A 23,244-nucleotide genomic window follows, 5' to 3' on the forward strand; every position below is an offset into this window, starting at 1 on the left:
GTATTTCTAAAAAGGTTGAACTTAGTATTTAAAGGTCACACCGGCAGAAGCAAGACGACCACCATTTAAGTAGTAGTTTCCATAATCTTGATATGAAGTTTTGAATTTAGTGTCGCCCATATTCTGAATATTTGTGAAAAGCTTAACAGATGGATTTAGATTCCAATGAGCATTGAAATCTGCTGTCATATAACCTGGATTATCATGTTTGTAGTCCCAATCTTTGGAACTAGATTTTGCATTTAAAGACAAGCCCAAGCCATAGTTTTCATTCGTCATACCTACAGTTGCAGTAGCATGGTGACGTGGGCGACGAACGAGATCACGATTATCTGAGTCATCTTTAGGTTGAACATAGCTATATGATAGACGTGTATAGAATTGATCAGCTTGCCATTTCAATGCTGATTCAAATCCTGTCAGAATCGCTTTTTTAATGTTTTGATTTTCGCCTGCTTTATAGGTGATCAAGTTTTCAATTTCATTACGATATAAGCTAAATTCAGAGCTAAAACCATGTGAATAATTTTGATTTAAACCAATTTCATATGAAATGCTTTCCTCTGGTTCTAAATTTGGATTACCTGATGAGCTGTATAAATCATTTGCACTTGGTGCTCTAAAAGCAGTACCGATATTGGTATATACACTTGTATCTGATGTAAGTTTATAACGAAGTGCAGCTTGACCTACAGTATGTTCGCCAAACTGCTTATTATCTTCTAAGCGAATACCCAATTGAGTATTCAATTTATCATTATTAAATTGATGTTGAACATAATATCCATTTGAATCTAATGACGTATTATATTCAGTTCCATAACTTAGACTATTAACATCTGATTTGTTAATCGTTCCACCAATTAATATATTTTGATGCGGTGTTAGCTTCCATCGAGCATTCAGGTCATATTCTTGACGTTCATTTAAAGTGTAGTCAATTTCTGAGCCAACATAGGTAGAATTCCAATCACCTGTAATTTCATCTTGTACCCAATTATATATATCAGTTAAATCATTTTGGACAAGGTTGTCTTCAAATTTAGAGTAGCGCGCATTAAGCTCCCACTGATCATTTAATTTGAGTGCACTCTTTGCAGTGAATAATTTATTTTCAAAGTTATGAGAGCGTTGTGCACCATAATCATCGTATTGGCTTGAGCCTTGATTTTCACTGTATTCGATACTTGCGTTGTATTGGGCTTTATCAATGCCTAATTTGGTGGTAAAACCTTTTTGATCAAAACTTGCTTTGGGGGTGTTGGGAATATCTGTGACAATCGTACCATCAGTTTCAAGGCGTTGACCGCGGATTTGAGTATAGATCCCATTTTCTGCTAAATCAGCCCCAACTACAGATTTATACGTTTTATTTTCACCGATTTCGCCTGTAACAAATCCACCCGACTTTTTAGGGGCTTGGGTAATGATTTGAACAACACCGCCAATCGCATCTGAGCCATAAAGTACAGAGGCAGGACCTTTTAATACTTCAACTTGTTTAATATCAGTGGTATCAATAAAAGCCAAAGATGCTGCGTTAGATGTTGCTGTGTTAAGTCGAACACCATCACGTAATACGAGGGTATGATCTGATTCAGTACCACGTAAAAAGATCGATGATTGTTGACCAATACCTCCTGCTTGAACCATGTTGATAGATGCATCATTCTTTAATAGTTCTGGAAGTGATGTAATCGATGATTGCTCAAGAATTGCAGGTTCAATCACTGAAATTCGCGCAGGTACATTTTCAATGTTTTCTGCAGAACGAGTTGCTGTAACCACAATGGTATCTAAAGATGCTTTCGCAACTTTTTGCTCGTTAGCAAAAACAGATGAAGTGGTACCCAACGCAAGTGCGATCGCACCTACCAAGGCAGTAGGTTGAAATGGAATAGACATGAGATGTGCTCCATACATTCACTCCCCGTGAATGATTGAGTTAAAGAACACAACAAGCAGGTATCCGGACTTAAATGCAGTATTGAAACATACTTACTTATCCACCTTCCCACATATTGATGCAGTGGTGTAAATCCTGAGGATTTATAAAGACAAGCTTTTCATTTTTTACCGTTGCGGGGGCAGCGTTGGATTTGCACCAACTTCCCTAAAGCCTTAAGGCCTTGACTCGTTGCAAATTGTGGCAAGTATAAAGTCTGCTTATGACTTAAACAATCAAGATCAAGAATAATCCGTATGAACTTTACGCAAGATCGATGATTTGCATTACAATGATTCACCCCAATCTTATAGATTACTTGATATCTTGGTAAATCAGAGCCAACACTATATGCGAACCCGTGCCAAAATCTGTGGAATTACCCGAGTTGAAGATGTCCAAGCTGTTGCTGATGCCGGCTGTGATGCCATTGGATTCGTGTTCTATTCACCGAGCCCACGTAGCGTGACTCAGGCACAGGCTGAAGTGCTGGTCAAAGCAGTGCCAGCTTATATTCAAGTGGTGGGCTTATTTGTTAATAGTACGGCAGATGACATCCAGGATATTTTAAAAACTGTTCCGCTGGATATTCTGCAGTTTCATGGTGATGAAAGCCCTGAACAATGTCAGGTTATCGCAAAGCAGGTTGGGCGTCGCTGGTATAAAGCGATTCAGGTCAAACCTGATCTGGACGTAGTCGCTGAGATTCAACGTTATCAGACAGCAGGGGCCAGCGCAGTACTGTTAGACGCATGGCATCCTGATTTAAAAGGTGGTACCGGCCACAGCTTTGACTGGAGCACCTTTCCTCAATTAGATATTCCCTTGATCCTGGCTGGGGGCTTAAACCCGGACAATATCGAGCAAGCAATTCACACCACACAGGCTTATGCTGTTGATGTTAGTGGTGGTGTCGAATCCGCAAAAGGTATAAAAGACCAACAACTCATAGAACGCTTTATGCAAGGAGTCCATCGTGGATCAGCAAAGTACTAATCACAACAAGCCCGTGATTGACTATACCCAATTCCCGGATGAGCGTGGACATTTCGGTATCCATGGCGGGCGTTTTGTGTCAGAAACTCTGATGGCGGCTTTACAAGATCTGGAAAAGCTTTATTTCCGCATGAAAGATGATGAACAGTTTCTGGCAGAATTCGACCGTGATCTAGCCTACTACGTAGGTCGTCCTAGTCCTTTATATCATGCTGAACGATGGTCAAAAGAGTTGGGTGGTGCGCAAATTTACTTGAAACGTGAAGATCTGAACCATACTGGCTCACATAAAGTAAATAACACAATTGGTCAGGCTTTACTGGCTAAACTTTCAGGCAAAAAACGCATTATTGCAGAAACTGGTGCCGGTCAGCATGGTGTAGCAACGGCAACCATCGCAGCACGTTTAGGTCTTGAATGTGTGGTGTTCATGGGTGCTGAAGACGTGAAACGTCAGGCGATGAACGTTTACCGTATGCGTCTGCTGGGTGCAACAGTTGTCCCTGTAGAAAGTGGCTCTAAAACATTAAAAGATGCCATGAACGAGGCAATGCGTGACTGGGTCACCAATGTTGACTCAACTTATTATGTGATTGGTACCGTGGCAGGTCCACATCCATATCCACAATTGGTTCGTGACTTCCAGTCCATCATTGGCCGTGAAGCACGCCGTCAGATTCAGGAACAGGCAGGTCGCCTTCCAGATGCGTTAGTCGCTTGTGTCGGTGGTGGTTCAAATGCAATGGGCTTGTTCTATCCATTCCTGAACGATCAGGATGTGAAAATGTATGGTGTTGAAGCCGCAGGTTTAGGGATTGAAACTGGCAAGCACTCTGCACCACTAAATGCGGGTCACGTCGGTGTACTGCATGGTAACCGTACTTATCTGATGTCTGATAAAGAAGGCCAGATCATTGAAACGCATTCAATTTCTGCCGGTCTGGATTATCCGGGTGTAGGTCCGGAGCACAGCTTCCTGAAAGATATGGAACGCGTGAACTATGTACCGATCAATGATCAGGAAGCGTTACAAGGTTTCCGTGATCTAACCAAGATCGAAGGGATCATTCCTGCGCTTGAAAGCTCACATGCGATGGCTTATGTCACTAAACTTGCCCCAACCATGGACAAGGATCAAATCATTATTGCGACCGTTTCTGGTCGTGGTGATAAAGACTTGATGACTGTTGCCCGTATTGATGGCGTAGAAATGGTTGAGATGTAAAATTTTCTCCGATCCCTCTTTTTCAAAGAGGGGTGAAAACCCTCCTATCTAAAAGGAGAGTAAGGTGGATTAAAAAAATCGTATTGAAGCTATTCAGTACGATTTTTTTATTTTTATAGATAAGAAAATTTTTAAAGATGAAGAGGAAGGATCAATCTGGCTGGAAGTGGTATAAAAATTATACAAGTTCTGGATAAAACAGCAAAAAATCAGTTTCTCATTCAGAAAATTAAAATGGTTATTTTAAGCAGAATTGGCCGGAAGAGCTGACGAACGGTTTTAAAAAATTCTTTATCAAATCTCAATAATCGGCATAATAGCTTCAAGCAAAAATAGTTTTTGATTGAGATGGAATGTCTTAATGGATTTAATTCAGGAAAATGGACAACCACGTTACGGACGTTTCAAGGAAATTCCAAAAAGTATTGATTACAATGCGTACCAGTACAAAAATCCCTATGGTGATGTACTCAAGGGATGGCGTAAACAACTAAAATATAAAAAATTTAAATTCTGTAGTATTCAACACGAACATTATACAATTGGCCTTGCGATTGCGGATATCGCTTGGGCTGGGCACAGTTTTTTCTACATCTATAACCATAGTACCAACGAAGTGCAGGAATGGAATGCGATCAATTTCTTCTCGCGCAATACGGTGCTAGACGAACAGCCATTATTTAATCATAGTTATTTTCACAAATCTCCCTTTCAGATTGATATCCAGCATGCCAATGGGGTGCGTTATATCCATGTGACCAAATATGGTGAAATCAAGCTTAGTGCCCGAATTTTCTGTGCAGGTACAGATCCGCTGAGTATGTGCAGTCCGACCGGAATTAATGGCTGGACCTATACCCAGAAATTGACCACTTTGGGTTGTGAAGGTTATTTCGTAAATAAGCAAGGTGAAACCATCCAGTTTAATGAGCGCACCTTCGCCTCTCTGGATGATACCTGTGGCTTTTTGCGTCCTGAAACTGCCTGGTTCTGGTTGTCCTGTAATTTCTGGGATGCCAATCGTAACCGTATCGGGATCAATCTCGCTTCCGGTGTCAATGAAAGCTTTGGTAATGAAAACTGTTTGTGGGTAAATGGCAAAATTTATCCTGTGGCGGATGTGTTATTTCAGCAGGAATCTGACGAACGCTGGAACATCCAGTCATTGGATGGCTGCTTGAACCTGAATGTACACACGGGCTGGCGCCGTTATGAAAATCTGAATCTGCGTCTGGTCGGCAGCCAGTTTAGTCAGTGGCAGGCAAAAGTATCCGGCACCATCCGGCAAGATGGTCAGGAGATTGTACTGGTCAATGAATATGGACTTTTAGAACAGCACTATGCCAAATGGTAATTCATTTTTCTAACCTCTAAATCTAAAAAAGCCTTCAATCTCGAAGGCTTTTGATTTCGAGGTTTAATCTTCTGCAGCTTGCCAGAAGGCTTCTCCTGCCTGAATAGGGTCGCCGGTTTCTGCCAGCGTTTTTACCCAAACCTCATATTGAGCAATCACTGGGTGTTGGGATGGATGGAAATCCTTTTTAAACCAGTCACGATACTGTTTACCCATACGAGTCAGAGTCCCTTTTTTGCCAAAGAACCAAGGTAAGCCCCGGATATTCATTTGCAAGCGTTGCAGCGGACTAAAGCCATCATGTTTAAGCATGACATTGGCACGGTAAATGGTAAAACCAAACATCAGCAAAGTCGTAATGAGCAAAGTATATTGACGCAGCCATTCTGGCGTTTTTGCCACATCTTTCATCACATCAAAAGCAACATCACGATGTTCCATTTCCTCAATCGCATGCCAGGCAAACATGGCGCGAACAAAAGGATGGGCATTTCTTAAAGTATCTTTTTGTCCATAAAAAGTTTCAGCCATGAGCGCGGTCAGATGTTCTGCGGCTGCAGTGACTGCAATATTGTACTCAGGTGAACGGTTCTTCAGGTCATAGTTCATCATGTAGTTCAGACGCTGAATAAACTGATCAACCGGCATGCCTTGTTCCCGCATCATGTTATTCATCTTGTCATGGGCAATGCCATGCTGGGCTTCCTGACGGATAAAATCCGCTACCCGTTTTTGTAGGTCTGGATCTTTGATCTGGTCGCGGAACAGACGCACACTCTGAATGAAATAACGTTCACCATCTGGAAAGGTCAGACTCAGTGCATCAAACATACGGGTCAGGAATGGATCGCCACCAAACCAGTAACGCGGAATTTCACTCAGCTTAAAATCAAGATTACTGCGTACCACAGGCTGTACGGAAGATTTTAAAGGTGCGTTCATCTGCTTTCATTCTTTTTCTGAAGATGCTGACAGTATGTTCAGAATTGCACAAATTGTTTTGACAGATATGGCCAATTTTTATACATTTTACGCCAGAGAAAAATAAAATATACATTCGCAGCGGAGACAGGGACGCGCTTATGCAGGACATCAAAATCTCCAATGGCTATATCCAGCTATGGGCCACCTATTTACGTAGCTTAAATATAGAACCTTTAACCGCAAAGTTTCTTGCAGATCTACGACCTCAGCTCATTGGACTGATTGATCAGCCTTTTGATGCACAAGTTCCGCTGGATTTTCTCAATAGCATCCTGTTAAGAACCCAAAAACAGCTAGCGTGTCCACAGTTAATTTTTGAAATTGTGCAGTGCATTCGGCCAGAACATTTTGGTGTGCTGGGCTATATGGTATCTAAAAGCAGCAGTATTCCTGAGATCATCGGCTATATCATGCGTTTTCAGCGACTGGTCATTGATGGGAGTGAATTTGTCCCATTGCAACTAAGACAGCATGCACAGAGTATTGAATTGTATTGGATCTATCAGGATGAGCGTTATAACCTGCTGAATGAGCTGACCATCGCAGCCATGGTGCAATTGGGACGTTTTATTTTGCAGGATCATCCTTTACTCTTGCGTCGGGTGCGTTTTGCCCATGCGCCAGAAATTGCCCGAATTCACTATCAAAAATTCTATGCTGCAGAAGTGCAGTTTTCACAGCAGGATTATGGCTTTGAACTGGATATACAGGGACTGAACCTGAAATCGGAACAGGCCGATCCAATGTTATTACAGTTATTGATTCGTCAAGCTGAAGAAGCGATTGCAGCCAAACCACCTGTAGAAAGTATTTTGACTCAGGCTCAAAAAGTGGTTGCGGAGCATCTAAGAAGCAGACAACAGGCGATTAAAATTGAACAGCTGGCCGAGCAACTGTTTGTATCGACTCGAACCTTGCAGCGTCAGCTAAATGAGCAGGGTAGTTCTTTTAAAAAACTGTTGGAACAGGAAAGGATCAGGCGTTGTGAAAGCTTATTGCATCAGCCCCTAAGCCTGACCGAAATCGCCCAACAACTGGATTATTCTGACCAGTCCGCTTTAGCCCGCGCTTATAAGGCAGCAACAGGCAGGACTTTATTGCAATATAGAAAACAATTAAAACAGGATCAGGCATAAAAAAACGGCCATCATTGGCCGCTTTATCTCATGACTTAATTTAAGCTGTTTTTAATTTAGGGTATCGGAAAGCAATCGCGATCACTGCAAAGATTGCCAGAATCCAGCAATAATACACGCCCCCGATTAGCTCGACTGGAGAAAGTTTGGCAATCGAACAGGCCAGTAATAATTGTGCGCCATAAGGGATCAGCCCCTGTACCACACAGGAGAAAATATCCATCAGGGCGGCGGCACGTTTCGGATCAACCCCATATTCTTTCGCCACTTCACGGGCCATATCACCAGCCAGAATAATCGCGACAGTGTTATTTGCTACAAACAGATTCGAAAATACGACCAAGAAACTGATCCCGATTTCACCGGCCCGCTGACGGCCCACTTTAAATAAGCGGGTCAGCGCGTAGATGCGTTCGATCAGCCAGCGTAAACCACCTTCACGTTGCATGATCGCAGACAGGCCACCCAGGAACATGGATAACAATGCCACTTCAAACATGCCGACAAAGCCATCATAAATGGAAGTGTTCAGCTTGAGGATATTGAAATCTGGCGTAGCAAATAGCCCGAATAAACCCGATAACACGACACCGATGGTTAAAACCGCCAGAACATGCAGACGGCTAAAAGCCAGTAAAAAGACCGCAATATAAGGCAGGACCAGGATCCAGTTAAAGTCCTTGTATTCCACTGGACTAGAACTACCAGTATTGAAGATATAGATCAAAATCGTGACGATAGAAGCCGGCACAGCAATCCAGACATTGACGCTGAATTTGTCACGTAACTGCACTTTCTGGCTGCTGGTTGCAGCGATGGTAGTATCCGAAATCATGGACAGGTTATCACCGAACATTGCTCCACCGACCACGGCGCCAATTGCATAAACCACCGGAATCTCGGTCACTTGTGCAAAGCCAAAGGCAATGGGTGCACAGGCGGCAATGGTTCCCATAGAGGTACCCATCGCCGTCGCAATAAATGCCGAAATCACAAACAGCATCGGTAAGACAAAACTCGGAGGAATGACAGACAGGCCCATCTGTACGGTGGCATCAACACTGCCAATCGCACTGCTAACACTGGCAAAAGCACCGGCCAGCATAAATACCATGAACATCAGAATCAGGTTAGGATGGCTGGCACCTTTAAGAAATTCTTCAATACCCTGATTGAGTTTGCCACGATACACTAATGCAGCCAAGATAATCGCGGGCAGGGCAGCAACAGGCGCTTTAATCTGATAAAACGCAAATTCAGTTCCGATCAGAGAATGATAGATCCCGCTACCTAAAAAGATGGTTAAAAATACAATAAGCGGCAACAGTGCAATGGCGCGTGCCTGCACTGTACCTTCAGAGTCAGTCTGCATAGGAGATAAAAAAATAAGAGAATGGGGCTAGTATAAAACAGGTTTTGCAATTTCAGAAAACTTTAAATGAATGCGCTAACATCTGCATTTTTATTAATTTTTCCATGATAAAAATAAGTTTATCTAAATATTCAACATTTTAGGGAATGCCAAAATTAGGCATCTTTGATCATTGAGAAAAAAATCAAAATAATCGTAAATAGATCCCTTCGGGTTGTTCTGAAATCCTCGCACAGGAAATGAAATGCCAGAGGTCGATGTTGCACACTGTTCAATGTACAAAAAATAGCGTTACAATGCGATGTCTTGTATTTCTACATAGTCAATGTCTCAAGTTTGAAACACCTTAAGGAAAGCTCAGCCCTATGTCACGTTTAGCCACACGATTTGGACAACTTAAATCTCAACAGCGTAAAGCTTTAGTTTCTTATGTTATGGCTGGTGACCCGCATCCAGAGGTAACCGTACCTTTGCTGCACCAGATGGTGGACGCTGGCGTCGACGTGATTGAACTGGGTCTCCCTTTCTCAGATCCAATGGCAGATGGTCCGGTGATTGCTCTGGCCGCTGAACGCGCGCTGGCCGGTGGCACTAATACCTTGGATGCCCTGCACATGGTGAAAGAATTTCGCTTGAAAGACCGCGAAACACCAGTGGTACTCATGGGTTATCTCAATCCGGTTGAAGTCATTGGCTATGAAAAGTTTGTGGCTTATGCCTATGAATGCGGTGTCGACGGCGTGCTTCTGGTCGATCTTCCTCCTGAAGAAGCTCAAGATTTGGGGCAGGTGCTGGAAAAATATGAAATGGATCAGATTTTCCTGTTGGCTCCGACCTCAACTGATGAGCGTATTCAGCATGTAGTGAAACAGGCCAGTGGCTTTATTTACTATGTGTCGTTGAAAGGTGTGACGGGTGCTGCAACATTAGATGTATCTGAAGCAGCTGCACGTATTCAGAAAATTAAGGCAGAGACAGATGTTCCTGTAGGCGTGGGTTTTGGTATCAGTGATGCTGCATCTGCGAAAGCGATGGGTGTTGCTGCCGATGCAGTTATTGTGGGAAGTGCGTTTGTAAAACAGTTTGCAACCCTCGCGCCAGAACAAGCCGTTATTGCGACGGTGAATAAAGTCAAGGAGCTTCGAGCAGCGCTCGATGAGTTATAGTATGAGTCAACAAGTGAAATCAGGCAAAATTCTGAGCCCATCGACCCCATGGACGGAGCGTATTGTTCCGGGCATTCATGTACCTGATGAGCAAACCACCCTAAAAGCGACATTCACAGAGCCAACCATTGAGTGCCCTGAATGTCATGCTTTGGTGACACGTACTGCAATGTCATTTAATGCTTATGTTTGTCCACAATGCGATGAACATCTGAAAATGAAAGCACGTGACCGTCTGAACTGGTTCTTTGATCAGGTACAGACTGAAATGGGTCAGGAATTTACGGCCAAAGATCCACTGAAATTTGTCGACAGCAAAGCTTATCCAGACCGTATGTCGGAAGCACAAAAGAAAACAGGTGAAACTGAAGCACTGATCGTAATGCAAGGTCTGCTGAAAGGCGTGCCAATGATTGCAACCGCATTTGAGTTTGACTTCATGGGCGGCTCTATGGGCACTGTAGTGGGTGACCGCTTTGTGCAGGCAGCGGAGCGTGCGATTGAAATGCATCAACCTCTGATCTGTTTTGCAGCATCTGGTGGCGCACGTATGCAGGAAGGTATGCTGTCTTTGATGCAAATGGCACGTACTTCAGCAGCGATTCAGCGTTTGAAAGAAGCAGGTCTGCCTTATGTGGTGGTATTGACCCACCCAGTTTATGGTGGTGTAACTGCGTCTTTAGCCATGCTGGGTGATGTGCATCTGGCTGAACCGAAAGCCATGATCGGCTTTGCGGGTAAACGTGTGATCGAACAAACTGTACGTGAAAAACTGGACGAACCGTTCCAGCGTGCTGAATATTTGCTTGATCATGGTGTAATCGATCAGATTGTTCACCGTCATGCATTACGTGATACAGTTTATCGTATTATCACGAAATTGATGAACCTGCCTTGAACACAGCACCATTAGCAACTGATTCACTTGATACATGGCTCGATTATTGGAGCCATGTTCACGTTACGGGGATTGATTTAGGCCTGGAACGTGTTATTCCTGTGGCTGAAAAGCTGGGCGTGATCAATCCGGAGGCTAAAGTCCTGACGGTTGCCGGAACCAATGGTAAAGGTTCAACGACCACGACTCTGGCTGCCATTCTCAATGCTCAGGGTTTTAAGGTCGGACTGTATCAGTCTCCTCATGTATATCGTTTTAATGAACGGGTGAAATTACGTGGGGTTGAAGTCGAAGACCAGTTGCTGATTGATGCTTTTGTTGAAGTCGATCGGGCACGTCGCGAATGCGATTTAAGCCTGTCATTCTTTGAAGCAACCACACTTGCTGCATTTGTGATTTTTAAACATGAACTGTGTGATGTGTGGGTGCTGGAAGTCGGATTGGGTGGCCGTCTGGATGTCGTGAATGTGGTTAATCCGGATGTTGCAGTCATCACCAATATCGGACTGGATCATACCGACTGGCTCGGTGATACCATTGAAAAAATTGCTTTTGAAAAAGCTGGTATTATCCGTCCGAATATTCCCGTGATATTTGGTGGTCAGCAAGATATTCCGCAAGCCATTCTGGATAAAGCTGCTGAATGCAATGCGCCGTTGTATGCTATCAACCGTGATTATTTCTATGAAGCCTTTGAAGATGGCAAAACCTGGGCTTTTGCATCGTCGGGTACGACTTTAAAATTGCCAACAGGTTCACTGGCGCTGGATAATATTTCGACAGCGGTTGCAGCGATCTTGCTGAGTGGTTTGGAAGTCAACCAGACAGCGATTGCGGAAGGAATTCAGGCAGCTAAATTGCCGGGACGTTTTGAAGTCCGAGAAATTCAGAATAAGACCGTAATTTTTGATGCCGGACATAACCCGCATGGGATAGAGTTCCTGTTAAAACAATTACGCAATTATTTAAATTACAAAAAGAAATATAAAGAAGTCATTTGTGTATTTTCCATGCTGGCAGATAAAGATATAAATTCTGTCGTCAAGTTGTTGAAAGACACTGTTCATTTGTGGAAAATTGCACCATTATCTGTGCCACGTGCGGCAGAGGTCACACTTTTGACTGATGCATTGCAAGGTGAATTGATAGAACAATTTGACAATGTAAAATTAGCTTTTAAATCAGCGCTGGATGAAACAGAGAATAATCAGCTGATTTTGGTATGTGGATCATTTCATACCTTAGAAGCGGTATGGGAGTATTTGGAAGAATGTCAATGAATAACAAACAACGCTGGATGGGTGGCGTTGTTTTACTAGGTGGTGGTGTTTTATTGGCAGCATTACTCCTGAAAGGCCAAAATGAAATTCATCAGAATCGTCAGCAAAACCCGGCACTGGCTGCAGAAGTAGAATCAAAAGATACAGTCAACAATTCATTAGGTTCTTTAACAGTCGATGTGGAAACAGAAAAACGTCTGCTGGAACAGCAGCGTCGTGACCGCGAAAAAGCAGTAGCTGAACAGGAAGCTCGTGCAGCTGAATTTTTAGCCATGCAGCAGCAGGCTGAGGCAGATGCAGCACGTCGTGCGGCTGAAGAATATGCCGCTTTGAATGCCCATCGTATGGGACAGCAAAGTTCAGACAATATTCCACCTGAGCTGGCAGAAGATGAACAGACGAAGCAAAAACGTCTGGCTGAAGACAAGGCTGCTACACAAAAAAAGTTAGAACAGCAGAAACTTGAGCAGCAAAAAGCCCAAACTTCAGCTGATACTGCCAAGAAACAGGCAGAGCAGAAGGCTGCAGAAGAAAAACGTAAGCTAGAAGAGAAACGTAAAGCTGAAGAAGCGCATAAGGCAGCTGAAGCAAAACGTAAGGCCGAGGAAGAGCACAAAGCGGCTGAAAAGAAAAAAGAAGCTGAGCATAAAGCTGCTGAAGAAAAACGTAAGGCAGAAGAAAAACGTAAGGCAGAAGAAAAGCGCAAAGCTGAAGAGAAACATAAAGCAGAAGAGGCCAAGAAAAAGGCTGAAGCTGAAAAAGCCCGTAAACTTCTTGAAGGTGAAAGTGATAAACAGTGGATGGTGCAGGTGGCCCTGGCTGCCAATGAAGCCAATGCTGATGCCATTGCGGCCAAACTGCGAGCCAAAGGCTACAAGGTCACCAAGAGCCAGACATCTAAAGGTGTGCGTATCATGGTCGGTCCATCTAAAGACCGTGAAACAGCAGATGCACTGCGTAAGAAAATCGCGTCTGATGCCAGCCTGAACATGAAATCAGCCTGGGTGAATGACTGGGTGCCGCTAGATAAGCGTTAATTCTCTTACTTAACCGAAGTTTCTGTAGATGGATTCGTGAGTTGCTCGCGAATCCATCTTACATTTTCAGGGATAAATAATTTTTCAATATTGCGCCAAATGGAATGAAAGCCATAACCGCCATGCTTCATTTCCCGTACTGCGTCTTCAATGCGCCAGTTCTGGAAAATAATCCGGTACATGGCCACACTGGCACCGGTACGGTCTGAACCATGATAACAGTGTAAAAGTATTTTTTCATTATTTTGCCGTGCCTGTTGAATCAACTGCATTACGTTCAGTAAATCCTCGCGATTCATAGCCCAGGTAAGAATGGGAACATGTTTAAGCTTGAGGTCTTCATTTGACAAAATATCCGTATCTTTATCGCGTGAACGCAGGTTGATCACCACATTAATGGCATATCGTTTTAATAAGGGCGTCAGTTCATCGCTCGGCTGTTCACTCCGGTAAAGTTCATCGCTAATCTGATAAAAATTATGTTCTTCATGCAGTCCCTGTCCCCAGTGCATTGGGCGTTCCTGTTCAGGCAGCGCTGGAGTACAGCCAGATAAAACAAACGCGGAAACCAGAAGAAGTACATAATTATTTTTCATTGCGCGTTAAACCCTCTTTTTAATCATTCTCTTCAACAGCATATCGGCTTTTGCAAAAAAAAGCCTGTCCGAAGACAGGCTTGATGGGAAAAGTTCGAAAACCCGGCTCGTCGGTGGGTATCAAACTAAACATGAAAATGATGGTTGATGCATGATGATCTTCATTTTCATGGTGGAGAGTTTTTTCTAAATTTTCGGTGTCATGGTTAAAGAGCAGTAACTTTGCTTATCCGTATAACTTTAGCATAGCTGAGGTTCTTGAGCGAAAAAGTACCACCTTTTAGAGACTACGCGTTTCGCTTGTCTTACGAATAACTAAAGCAGTGCTTTCAAATTATCACTCGAAGCATAGCTTCTCGTCTTGCATTCAAGCAAAGCGGTGTTTTGGAAGCTACGCGCTGCGCTTGTCTTGTCACAAATTAAAGCAGTGCTTCAAATACTGCGCACTTCGTTTGCTTTGCGCAAAACTGAAAAGCAGTGCTTTCAGTTTTGTCACTCGAAGCATAGCTTCTCGTCTTGCGCAAGGGCAGTACAATGGAAACTGCGCGCTACGCTTGCCTTGCGCAAAATTAAAAAGGAGTCCTTTTAATTTTGCTCAGGCTGTGGCGTAAGACGTAAATAAGGAGTTACTGCCTTATAACCTTTAGGGAAGCGTTGTTTAATTTCTTCCTCATCTTTTAATGAAGGCACAATCACTACATCATCGCCATGTTGCCAGTTTGCTGGAGTTGCAACTTTATGATTGTCGGTTAATTGCAGAGAGTCGACTACACGTAATACTTCATGGAAATTACGACCTGTTGATGCAGGGTAGGTAATAATCAGACGCACTTTCTTGTTTGGATCAATGATTACCAGAGAACGTACAGTTAGGGTTTCGCTGGCATTTGGGTGAATGAAACCATACAGCTCAGACACTTTTCGGTCCTGATCAGCAATGATCGGGAAGTTAACGGTCGTACCTTGAGTTTCATTAATGTCTTTGATCCAGCCATGATGCGATTCAACATCATCAACAGAAAGCGCAATCGCTTTCACGCCACGTTTTGTAAACTCGTCTTTCAGTTTCGCGGTAAAGCCCAGTTCAGTGGTACATACAGGTGTGTAGTCTGCTGGATGTGAAAATAAAATGCCCCAACTATCGCCTAGAAAGTCATAAAAGTTAATTAAGCCTTCGCTAGATTGCTGTTCAAAATTCGGTGCGGTATCGCCTAAACGTAAACTCATTTTCTTGCCTCAATTGATCTTGTAATGTGTCGATGAGAATAAATATGAACCAATTTTTTTATGATTAAAAATAGTGTTTTTAGAATTTCTTATGAATAAACCGAATAAAGAAGTAGGCTGTCGATTCAGAATCAGACAAATCAGTCGTCTAATTAACTATATTGCATGGGTAAAATTTGCTACATTACTTTGCCTTAGGTCTCAGGGCTAGGACGAAGGATGAGTTTTTTTCATTGGTTTTCTGGCAAAACCCTTGTAGTTCAAATTTCTAGCACCATAATAACGACTAAGAACATATTTATTTGACAAGCAAGATTTAGAGAGTCTATTCATGTTGGCAAGTCTGATCGGAGGAATCTTCGGTACCAAAAATGAGCGCGAACTCAAACGCATGCGTAAAATCGTAGACAAGATTAATGCGCTCGAGCCGACGATATCAGCCCTAAGCGATGCAGACTTATCTGCAAAAACTGAAGAATTCAAACAACGATATAATAAGGGTGAAAGCCTAGATAAGTTACTTCCTGAAGCATTCGCAGTCTGTCGTGAAGCTGCAAAACGTGTTATGGGAATGCGTCACTACGACGTACAGTTGATTGGTGGTATTACCCTGCATGAAGGCAAGATTGCCGAGATGCGTACCGGTGAAGGTAAAACCCTGATGGGGACGCTGGCCTGTTATCTTAATGCATTGAGCGGGCAGGGTGTCCATGTCATCACGGTGAACGACTATCTGGCACAACGTGATGCCGAGTTAAACCGTCCATTGTTCGAATTCTTGGGTTTAAGCATTGGGATTATCTATTCCATGCAGAATCCGATAGAAAAATCTGAAGCCTATAAAGCAGATATCACTTACGGTACCAATAACGAATTCGGTTTCGATTATCTTCGTGACAACATGGTGTTCTCGTTGGCTGAGAAAAAACAGCGTGGTCTGACCTATGCCATTATCGATGAGGTCGATTCGATCCTGATCGATGAAGCGCGTACACCGCTGATTATTTCTGGTCAAAGTGAAGACTCCTCCCAGCTTTATGCAGCGATCAACAGCATTCCACCGAAGTTAAAAGCACAGAAAGAAGAAAAAGTACCGGATGGCGGTCATTTCTGGATTGATGAAAAACAGCGTTCTGTTGAAATTACTGAAACCGGTTTTGAAACCATTGAAAGTGAATTGATTGCAATGGGCTTGCTGGCTGAAGGTGAAAGCCTGTATTCAGCTTCTAATTTGAATTTGCTGCATCATGTGACTGCTGCGATTCGTGCGCACTATCTGTATCAACGTAACGTGCATTACATCATCCATGAAGGTGAAGTGATCATCGTCGATGAGAACACCGGTCGTACCATGCCAGGTCGTCGCTGGTCTGAAGGTCTGCACCAGGCAGTTGAAGCAAAAGAAGGTCTGGAAATCCAGCCGGAAAACCAGACCCTTGCAACTACTACATTCCAGAACTATTTCCGTCTGTATAAAAAATTATCCGGTATGACCGGTACTGCAGATACTGAAGCTGCGGAAATGAAAGAAATTTACGGTCTGGATGTGGTAATCATTCCAACCCACCGTCCAATGATCCGTAATGACCAGAACGATTTGATCTACCTGAATCGTGAAGGCAAATACAACGCGATTATTCAGGAAATCCAGCGTGTTCATGAAGCTGGTGTTGCGCCAATCCTAATTGGTACGGCCACTATTGAAGCGTCGGAAATTCTTTCTGACAAGCTTAAAGAAGCTGGTATTGAACATGAAGTCCTGAATGCCAAACAGCATGAGCGTGAAGCAGATATTATTGCCCAAGCGGGTGCACCGCGTGCTGTAACGATTGCAACTAACATGGCCGGTCGTGGTACCGATATTTTGCTGGGTGGTAACTGGAAAGCGCTACTGGCCAAAATTGAAAACCCAACCCCTGAAGATGAAGCACGCCTGAAAGCAGAATGGGAAGCGAATCATGAAGCAGTTCTTGCTTCTGGTGGTTTGCATATTATCGGTTCTGAGCGTCATGAATCTCGCCGTATCGATAACCAGTTGCGTGGTCGTGCGGGCCGTCAGGGTGACCCGGGTGTATCGCGTTTCTACCTGTCTCTTGAAGATGACTTGATGCGTATCTTTGCGGGTGACCGTGTGGTTGCCATGATGCGTGCAATGGGCTTAAAAGAAGATGAAGCGATTGAACACAAAATGGTGTCACGCTCAATCGAAAATGCACAGCGTAAAGTAGAAGCACGTAACTTCGACATTCGTAAGAACCTGTTGAAATACGATGACGTGAATAACGAGCAGCGTAAAATTATCTATAGTCAGCGTGATGAGATTCTGGCTGAAAGTTCATTGCAGGATTATATCGAAGAGATGATCCGTGAAGTGATGCAGGGCATGATCGCCAACTATATTCCGCCTGAATCAATTCATGATCAGTGGGATATTGAAGGTCTGGAACTTGCACTACGTGAAGACTTATCGATTGATCTGCCAGTTGCACAATGGTTAGAGCAGGATCGTCGTTTAGATGAAGAAGCACTGGTTGAGCGAATTACTGAAGAAGTGGTAAATCGTTACCGTTCACGTCGTGAACAAATGGGTGCTGAATCTGCAGCATCACTTGAACGTCATTTCATGCTGAACTCTCTGGACCGTCACTGGAAAGAGCATCTGGCTGCGATGGATTACCTGCGTCAAGGGATTCATTTACGCGGTTATGCACAGAAAAACCCAGAGCAGGAATACAAAAAAGAAGCCTATAACCTGTTTGTAAACATGCTGGGCGTGATTAAATCTGACGTCATTACTGATCTGTCACGTATCCATGTACCAACACCTGAAGAGCTGGCTGAAATGGAAGCACAGCAGCAGGCACAGGCTGAAGCGATGCGTTTGCAGTTATCTCATCAGGAATTTGATGGATTACTGGCTGAAGAAGATGAAATCACTACTGAACAAAATGCGCAGGCCAATCCGGTTGCACCAGTCTTTGAAGCACCGGCAAGCCGTAATGCACCTTGTCCATGTGGTTCAGGTCTGAAATACAAACAGTGTCATGGCAAGATCTAATTTCTGCTAAGTTTCTAAACTATAAAAAGATCAGGGCTATTTAGCCCTGATCTTTTTATGTATATGGGCTTTTCAGCTGATGAATACTGTTTGCACTGTACCGGATTAAATGGTATTTAATGGCAGATTGAACACCGCAAAGTGGAAGAAACAATGACAAAAGTATTAAAAACGATGATGGTTGCTGCTTTGGTAATCCCGACTTTAAGTTTTGCTGAAACAGCAACAACGACACCTGCTAAAGTTCAGCAGGCCATTGGTCCAACTACGGCTCAGGTTCAGACGGGTACAGATGGTCAGGTGACCATTGCAAGTCCGCGTACTGGCATTCGCTATACCTTTAATAATTCAAACCGTCCAATCGTTTTGCAGACTGCAGCGATTGCAGCAGCCAATGCAGCGAATGCTGACCGTATTGTTGCTTCTAACCCAGCGCTTTCTGCGGCAAGTCAGCAACAGGCGAAACAAGCTTTATTGAGTGAATCAACCCAGCTGGCTAAAAACTAAGTTTGATCCAGTTTAATAAAACCAGTCACCATGACTGGTTTTTTATTGTGAAAAACCATAAGAAAAGTGAGTGTTCATCTGGCTTTGGCTCGATTTTTTAATGAAGATCAACTAAGCTGTATTTTTCTGAAACTTCAATATTGGACATTTAAAAATGGCAGTTGGTGACGTATCTATGCCACAGATGCATGTGGTAAAAGGGGTGAGAATTGGTTCGGCAGAAGCGTATGTACGCTATCAGAACCGACGTGACCTGGTGATATTTGAACTGGCTGAAGGCTCCAATGTTGCAGGTGTATTTACCCAGAATGCTTTTTGTGCTGCTCCTGTACATGTTTCTAAAGCACATCTGGCGGTAGGTAACCCACATTATTTAGTGATTAATACCGGAAATGCCAATGCGGGTACAGGTGCTACAGGTATGGCAAATGCTGAAGCCACTTGTGCCAAACTGGCTGAACTTGCAGGTGTGAAAGCTGAAGAAGTATTGCCATTTTCAACAGGGGTGATTGGCGAACAATTACCAATGGAACGTCTTCTGAATGGTTTGCAGCCTGCATTAGAGTCATTGCGTGATGATGCCTGGATCGATGCGGCAACCGGCATCATGACCACAGACACTACACCAAAAGGTGCATCTGAACAGTTCGAACTGGACGGCATTACTTATACCATGACCGGGATTTCCAAAGGTGCCGGCATGATTCGCCCAAATATGGCCACTATGCTAGGTTATGTGGCGACTGATGTGCCAATCAGCCGTGAACTGGTTCAACAGCTTTTATCTGAGACAGTGAATCAGTCATTCAACCGCATTACCATTGATGGGGATACCTCAACCAATGACTCTTGCATTTTTATTGCTACAGGTCAGGCCGGTGGAACAGAAATTTCATCAGTTGAAGATCCGCGTTATGCAGCTGTGCTTGAGGTATTAATGCGTACCATGAAACGCCTTGCGCAATTGATTGTGCGTGATGGTGAAGGCGCAACCAAGTTTATTACTGTGGCCGTAGAAGGTGGTGCCAATACTCAGGAATGCTGTGACGTGGCCTATAGCATCGCGCATTCTCCATTGGTGAAAACTGCGATCTTTGCTTCTGATCCAAACTGGGGACGTATTCTGGCTGCAATCGGTTATGCAGGTGTGGCGAATTTAGACGTTGCAAAAATTCAGGTTTGGTTAGATGATGTACAAATCTGCAAGGATGGTGGTGCTGCAGCAGACTATACCGAAGAGGCAGGTGCACGTGTGATGGCACAAGCTGAAATGACGATTCGTGTTGATCTTGGACGTGGTGAAGCAAAAGATACAGTCTATACCTGTGACCTGTCCTATGATTATGTGAAGATCAATGCTGATTATCGTTCATAATTCAGATTGTTTCTAAAGCCTCCGTTGTGGGGCTTTTTTTATATCTTATGATTTTTAATGACTGGTCAAAAAAGTATTTTGCTAGAGATGACCGGGATGTAGGGTGAAAGGTTCGTTGAATAATGAACCATGAGGGTAGAGTAAGAGTTGTTATGAATGATGCGACCAAATTAATAGCCAATGAAGCCAAATCGATTGTGCAGGCGCATTTAGATCGTTTAGGAGAACCCAAAGAGCATCAGATCAGTGCACAGGCCAAACAGGAAAAATTTGCACAGATTCAAGCCGAATTGGAAAAGCAGAATGCAGTACTAGTTGCACATTATTATTGTGATCCTGAAATACAGGAACTGGCAGAACTGACTGGTGGCTGTGTGTCCGATTCATTGGAAATGGCGCGTTTTGGACGTGACCATCCCGCATCGACCTTGGTGGTAGCTGGGGTTAAGTTCATGGGGGAAACTTCAAAAATACTTTCACCAGAAAAAACCGTCCTGATGCCAACTCTTGAAGCGACCTGTTCACTGGATTTGGGTTGTCCGGTAGAAGAATTTACCAAATTCTGTGATGCGCATCCTGATCATACTGTAGTGGTGTATGCTAATACTTCAGCTGCGGTTAAAGCCCGCGCTGACTGGGTCGTGACTTCAAGTTGTGCAGTTGAGATTATTGAACACCTCGATAGTTTAGGTGAAAAAATTATCTGGGCACCGGATCAGCATCTAGGGCGTTATATCCAGAATAAAACCGGTGCTGACATGCTGCTTTGGGATGGCGCGTGTATCGTCCACGAAGAATTTCGTTCGCGCGGAATTGCTAATATGAAAGCCTTATATCCAGATGCGGCAGTGCTGGTCCATCCAGAATCACCGATGTCTGTGGTAGAAATTGCTGATGCAGTCGGAAGTACTTCTCAGTTAATCAAGGCAGCTCAAACCTTGCCACATCAGCGTTTGATCGTGGCAACAGATCGCGGTATTTTCTATAAAATGCAGCAGGCTGTGCCAGATAAGATTTTGATTGAAGCTCCAACCGCTGGAGAAGGAGCAACCTGCCGTTCATGTGCACACTGTCCTTGGATGGCCATGAACGAGCTAGATGGAATCTTGCATGTTCTACAACATCGTGATCAGGAGATTCATGTTGACCCCGCATTAGCTCAACGAGCCAAACTGCCTTTAGATCGTATGCTGGATTTTAGTGCCAGCTTGAAACGCTAAGATTTTGTATAAAAAATGTCTGAAATGCTTGATAAATAAACGCTTGAAGTGTTTTTTTGATTTTTTTTAAATATAGGTGTTGACGTCTTATGGCGTCACGCCTAGAATGCACACCGTACCAAGCGATAAGCTTGATACGAAAGCTGAGATGAATCGGAGCATAGCACAGCCTGGTAGTGCACCTGGTTTGGGACCAGGGGGTCGTAGGTTCGAATCCTACTGCTCCGACCAATTCTTCAAGGCGGATGGTGAAAATCATCAGTAAAGCGCTTGTAGCTCAGTTGGATAGAGCATCCGCCTTCTAAGCGGATGGTCACAGGTTCGAATCCTGTCAGGCGCGCCATTTTTGGTGGCTTGATATTTAAGAACCAAGGCAATGGTGGATGTAGCTCAGTTGGTAGAGCCCCGGATTGTGATTCCGGTTGTCGTGGGTTCGAATCCCATCATTCACCCCAACTCTTTGAGTTGAACATCGGAGCATAGCACAGCCTGGTAGTGCACCTGGTTTGGGACCAGGGGGTCGTAGGTTCGAATCCTACTGCTCCGACCATCTTCTTCATGGTGGTTAAGATAAATGATACCGCGTCAAGCGGTTTTTTTATGTCTAAATAATGAAAACACCGTAATGGTGGATGTAGCTCAGTTGGTAGAGCCCCGGATTGTGATTCCGGTTGTCGTGGGTTCGAATCCCATCATTCACCCCAACTCTTTGAGTTGAACATCGGAGCATAGCACAGCCTGGTAGTGCACCTGGTTTGGGACCAGGGGGTCGTAGGTTCGAATCCTACTGCTCCGACCATCGATAAAAATGATTAATTATATAGATACCGCATCAGGCGGTTTTTTTATGTCTGAAATTTAACTACGAATTAAATTTAGCAATCAAAATAAAAATAGATTAAAAACTGGTTATTTATTAAGTTCATTCTTCATTCTTCATTCTTCATTCTTCATTCTTCATTCTTCATTCTTCATTCTTCATTCTTCATTCTTCATTCTTCATTCTTCATTCTTCATTCTTCATTCTTCATTCTTCATTCTTCATTCCAGAATTATGTTTTTAATAAGTCGAGCTAAATGTACCTAGATCTTTTTATGGGTGAGTCGCATTTATTGGGAGGTCCATAGGGATTGTGAAAATAAGAAAAATATTTATTCGAGTGAGTTGGAAGAATATTTTAAGCAAGAGTAGTTATAGGAATAAAAAACTAAATTGCACTTTATTAAGCTGAAACGAAATAGTCCCTGTTTTTTAAATTAAAAAATGGAAATAGTAAAAAGATATCTAAAAAATAGGGTTTTTAGATTAAAAAATATGCATATATGACATTTTTGTAGAAATAATAATCAACTGAAGTATTTTCTTAAAAATAGGGGTTGCGCTTGTTTGGGATTGGTCTATAATGCACATCCATCGGCGGTGATGAAGATTAAAACTTCTGATAAAACAGTAACTTAGCATGAAATGGTTAAGTTGGGTTTTAGAAAGAAAGTTTAAAAATAATTTTCATTACTGGTTGACTTTCTAGAGATAGAGAGTAATATAGCCGACCTAGCTTGCTACTGACGAAGTAGTAAGAAGATCATTAAGAGATTATGAAGAACAACTTGTGTGGATTTTTACTGGTTGATTGATCGAAATTATTTTCATTGATTGAATGGTTTAAATTACTCGAAGTTTATTTGAGAAATATTTGTCAGAAAATTGATGAGCCAAGTTTAAGAACTTTACTTATAAAGTTCGAAATGATTTTAACTGAAGAGTTTGATCATGGCTCAGATTGAACGCTGGCGGCAGGCTTAACACATGCAAGTCGAGCGGGGATAGGGTGCTTGCACCTGATTCCTAGCGGCGGACGGGTGAGTAA

The 23,244-nt window shown here is 43.2% G+C and carries 17 protein-coding genes, 6 tRNA genes, 1 rRNA gene and 1 riboswitch; of the genes, 19 read left to right on the forward strand and 5 right to left on the reverse strand.

Annotation, left to right across the window (positions count from 1 at the left end; translation table 11 throughout):
- Positions 1–21: 21 nt before the first annotated feature.
- Positions 22–1,905: a TonB-dependent siderophore receptor gene (locus tag FTU72_RS03925; RefSeq protein ID WP_180052481.1), complete on the reverse strand. Its 1,884-nt coding sequence runs from the start codon at positions 1,903–1,905 to the stop codon at positions 22–24.
- Between the two features lie 37 nt (positions 1,906–1,942).
- A riboswitch (cobalamin riboswitch) is annotated at positions 1,943–2,153 on the reverse strand.
- A 143-nt stretch (positions 2,154–2,296) separates the two neighbouring features.
- On the opposite strand from FTU72_RS03925, the gene FTU72_RS03930 reads away from it, so the two are divergent.
- The 3 genes from FTU72_RS03930 (at position 2,297) to FTU72_RS03940 (ending at position 5,520) form a co-directional block, all read left to right on the forward strand.
- A complete protein-coding gene (locus FTU72_RS03930) occupies positions 2,297–2,941 on the forward strand; it encodes a phosphoribosylanthranilate isomerase (protein WP_166139520.1) in 645 nt (214 codons plus the stop codon).
- Positions 2,922–4,166, forward strand: coding sequence for a tryptophan synthase subunit beta (trpB, locus tag FTU72_RS03935; protein WP_004782182.1), 1,245 nt, complete (start codon positions 2,922–2,924; stop codon positions 4,164–4,166). The genes FTU72_RS03930 and trpB overlap by 20 nt, the downstream gene beginning before the upstream one ends.
- Positions 4,167–4,527: 361 nt before the next feature.
- Positions 4,528–5,520: a DUF2804 domain-containing protein gene (locus FTU72_RS03940; RefSeq protein ID WP_180052482.1), complete on the forward strand. Its 993-nt coding sequence runs from the start codon at positions 4,528–4,530 to the stop codon at positions 5,518–5,520.
- Between the two features lie 63 nt (positions 5,521–5,583).
- Here FTU72_RS03940 and FTU72_RS03945 read toward each other — a convergent pair whose 3' ends face one another.
- A complete protein-coding gene (locus FTU72_RS03945) occupies positions 5,584–6,462 on the reverse strand; it encodes a metal-dependent hydrolase (RefSeq protein ID WP_180033773.1) in 879 nt (292 codons plus the stop codon).
- A 140-nt stretch (positions 6,463–6,602) separates the two neighbouring features.
- Here FTU72_RS03945 and FTU72_RS03950 point away from each other — a divergent pair, with 140 nt between their 5' ends.
- Positions 6,603–7,640 (forward strand): AraC family transcriptional regulator, encoded by a 1,038-nt coding sequence (locus FTU72_RS03950; RefSeq protein WP_180052483.1) that lies wholly within the window; start codon positions 6,603–6,605, stop codon positions 7,638–7,640.
- A gap of 40 nt (positions 7,641–7,680) precedes the next feature.
- On the opposite strand, the gene FTU72_RS03955 is transcribed toward FTU72_RS03950, so the two are convergent.
- Positions 7,681–9,012: a Na+/H+ antiporter NhaC family protein gene (locus FTU72_RS03955; protein WP_159124158.1), complete on the reverse strand. Its 1,332-nt coding sequence runs from the start codon at positions 9,010–9,012 to the stop codon at positions 7,681–7,683.
- Positions 9,013–9,377: 365 nt separating this feature from the next.
- Between FTU72_RS03955 and trpA the strand changes: the two genes are divergently transcribed.
- The 4 genes from trpA to FTU72_RS03975 are packed head-to-tail and all read left to right on the forward strand — an operon-like array spanning position 9,378 to position 13,393.
- Positions 9,378–10,178, forward strand: a complete 801-nt coding sequence (gene trpA / locus FTU72_RS03960; protein ID WP_004782187.1) for a tryptophan synthase subunit alpha — start codon at positions 9,378–9,380, stop codon at positions 10,176–10,178.
- 1 nt (position 10,179) lies between these two features.
- Entirely contained in the window at positions 10,180–11,076 is an 897-nt protein-coding gene (gene accD / locus FTU72_RS03965; protein WP_166139531.1) for an acetyl-CoA carboxylase, carboxyltransferase subunit beta, read from the forward strand.
- Positions 11,073–12,356 carry a bifunctional tetrahydrofolate synthase/dihydrofolate synthase gene (gene folC, locus FTU72_RS03970; RefSeq protein ID WP_180052484.1) on the forward strand — a complete coding sequence of 428 codons (1,284 nt, stop codon included), beginning with the start codon at positions 11,073–11,075 and terminating at the stop codon, positions 12,354–12,356. Before accD ends, folC begins: the two co-directional genes overlap by 4 nt.
- On the forward strand, positions 12,347–13,393 hold the full coding sequence (locus FTU72_RS03975) for an SPOR domain-containing protein (RefSeq protein WP_373685614.1): 1,047 nt from the start codon (positions 12,347–12,349) through the stop codon (positions 13,391–13,393). Before folC ends, FTU72_RS03975 begins: the two co-directional genes overlap by 10 nt.
- 5 nt (positions 13,394–13,398) lie before the next feature.
- On the opposite strand, the gene FTU72_RS03980 is transcribed toward FTU72_RS03975, so the two are convergent.
- The gene (locus FTU72_RS03980; RefSeq protein WP_180052486.1) at positions 13,399–13,989 is read right to left on the reverse strand and encodes a dual specificity protein phosphatase family protein; all 591 of its coding nucleotides are present in this window, start codon (positions 13,987–13,989) and stop codon (positions 13,399–13,401) included.
- A 585-nt stretch (positions 13,990–14,574) separates the two neighbouring features.
- Positions 14,575–15,216, reverse strand: a complete 642-nt coding sequence (locus FTU72_RS03985; RefSeq protein WP_159124162.1) for a peroxiredoxin — start codon at positions 15,214–15,216, stop codon at positions 14,575–14,577.
- Between the two features lie 331 nt (positions 15,217–15,547).
- Between FTU72_RS03985 and secA the strand changes: the two genes are divergently transcribed.
- From secA to FTU72_RS04040, 11 genes are all read left to right on the forward strand, one after another.
- Positions 15,548–18,274 carry a preprotein translocase subunit SecA gene (secA, locus tag FTU72_RS03990; protein ID WP_180031926.1) on the forward strand — a complete coding sequence of 909 codons (2,727 nt, stop codon included), beginning with the start codon at positions 15,548–15,550 and terminating at the stop codon, positions 18,272–18,274.
- 153 nt (positions 18,275–18,427) lie between these two features.
- Entirely contained in the window at positions 18,428–18,781 is a 354-nt protein-coding gene (locus tag FTU72_RS03995) for a hypothetical protein (protein WP_159124164.1), read from the forward strand.
- 154 nt (positions 18,782–18,935) lie between these two features.
- Positions 18,936–20,156 carry a bifunctional glutamate N-acetyltransferase/amino-acid acetyltransferase ArgJ gene (argJ, locus tag FTU72_RS04000; protein WP_179993244.1) on the forward strand — a complete coding sequence of 407 codons (1,221 nt, stop codon included), beginning with the start codon at positions 18,936–18,938 and terminating at the stop codon, positions 20,154–20,156.
- 152 nt (positions 20,157–20,308) lie between these two features.
- Positions 20,309–21,376, forward strand: coding sequence for a quinolinate synthase NadA (nadA, locus tag FTU72_RS04005; protein WP_179993243.1), 1,068 nt, complete (start codon positions 20,309–20,311; stop codon positions 21,374–21,376).
- Positions 21,377–21,530: 154 nt separating this feature from the next.
- A tRNA-Pro gene (locus FTU72_RS04010) sits at positions 21,531–21,607 on the forward strand.
- Between the two features lie 35 nt (positions 21,608–21,642).
- Positions 21,643–21,719 (forward strand) — tRNA-Arg (locus FTU72_RS04015).
- Between the two features lie 36 nt (positions 21,720–21,755).
- Positions 21,756–21,831: transfer RNA gene (locus FTU72_RS04020), tRNA-His, on the forward strand.
- Between the two features lie 18 nt (positions 21,832–21,849).
- A tRNA-Pro gene (locus FTU72_RS04025) sits at positions 21,850–21,926 on the forward strand.
- 78 nt (positions 21,927–22,004) lie between these two features.
- Positions 22,005–22,080: transfer RNA gene (locus FTU72_RS04030), tRNA-His, on the forward strand.
- An 18-nt stretch (positions 22,081–22,098) separates the two neighbouring features.
- Positions 22,099–22,175 (forward strand) — tRNA-Pro (locus FTU72_RS04035).
- A 954-nt stretch (positions 22,176–23,129) separates the two neighbouring features.
- A 16S ribosomal RNA gene (locus FTU72_RS04040) occupies positions 23,130–23,244 on the forward strand; the annotation flags it as partial.

This window comes from Acinetobacter sp. YH12137, from assembly GCF_013418535.1.
Taxonomy (GTDB): Bacteria; Pseudomonadota; Gammaproteobacteria; order Pseudomonadales; family Moraxellaceae; genus Acinetobacter.

What these genes read in the sequence shown, in the direction of transcription:
- FTU72_RS03925 (WP_180052481.1), bottom strand. Translation starts at nt 1,905, where the DNA reads ATGTCTATTCCATTTCAACCTACTGCCTTGGTAGGTGCGATCGCACTT.
- FTU72_RS03930 (WP_166139520.1), top strand. Translation starts at nt 2,297, where the DNA reads ATGCGAACCCGTGCCAAAATCTGTGGAATTACCCGAGTTGAAGATGTC.
- FTU72_RS03940 (WP_180052482.1), top strand. Translation starts at nt 4,528, where the DNA reads ATGGATTTAATTCAGGAAAATGGACAACCACGTTACGGACGTTTCAAG.
- FTU72_RS03945 (WP_180033773.1), bottom strand. Translation starts at nt 6,462, where the DNA reads ATGAACGCACCTTTAAAATCTTCCGTACAGCCTGTGGTACGCAGTAAT.
- FTU72_RS03950 (WP_180052483.1), top strand. Translation starts at nt 6,603, where the DNA reads ATGCAGGACATCAAAATCTCCAATGGCTATATCCAGCTATGGGCCACC.
- FTU72_RS03955 (WP_159124158.1), bottom strand. Translation starts at nt 9,012, where the DNA reads ATGCAGACTGACTCTGAAGGTACAGTGCAGGCACGCGCCATTGCACTG.
- trpA (WP_004782187.1), top strand. Translation starts at nt 9,378, where the DNA reads ATGTCACGTTTAGCCACACGATTTGGACAACTTAAATCTCAACAGCGT.
- accD (WP_166139531.1), top strand. Translation starts at nt 10,180, where the DNA reads ATGAGTCAACAAGTGAAATCAGGCAAAATTCTGAGCCCATCGACCCCA.
- FTU72_RS03975 (WP_373685614.1), top strand. Translation starts at nt 12,347, where the DNA reads ATGTCAATGAATAACAAACAACGCTGGATGGGTGGCGTTGTTTTACTA.
- FTU72_RS03980 (WP_180052486.1), bottom strand. Translation starts at nt 13,989, where the DNA reads ATGAAAAATAATTATGTACTTCTTCTGGTTTCCGCGTTTGTTTTATCT.
- FTU72_RS03985 (WP_159124162.1), bottom strand. Translation starts at nt 15,216, where the DNA reads ATGAGTTTACGTTTAGGCGATACCGCACCGAATTTTGAACAGCAATCT.
- secA (WP_180031926.1), top strand. Translation starts at nt 15,548, where the DNA reads ATGTTGGCAAGTCTGATCGGAGGAATCTTCGGTACCAAAAATGAGCGC.
- FTU72_RS03995 (WP_159124164.1), top strand. Translation starts at nt 18,428, where the DNA reads ATGACAAAAGTATTAAAAACGATGATGGTTGCTGCTTTGGTAATCCCG.
- argJ (WP_179993244.1), top strand. Translation starts at nt 18,936, where the DNA reads ATGGCAGTTGGTGACGTATCTATGCCACAGATGCATGTGGTAAAAGGG.
- nadA (WP_179993243.1), top strand. Translation starts at nt 20,309, where the DNA reads ATGAATGATGCGACCAAATTAATAGCCAATGAAGCCAAATCGATTGTG.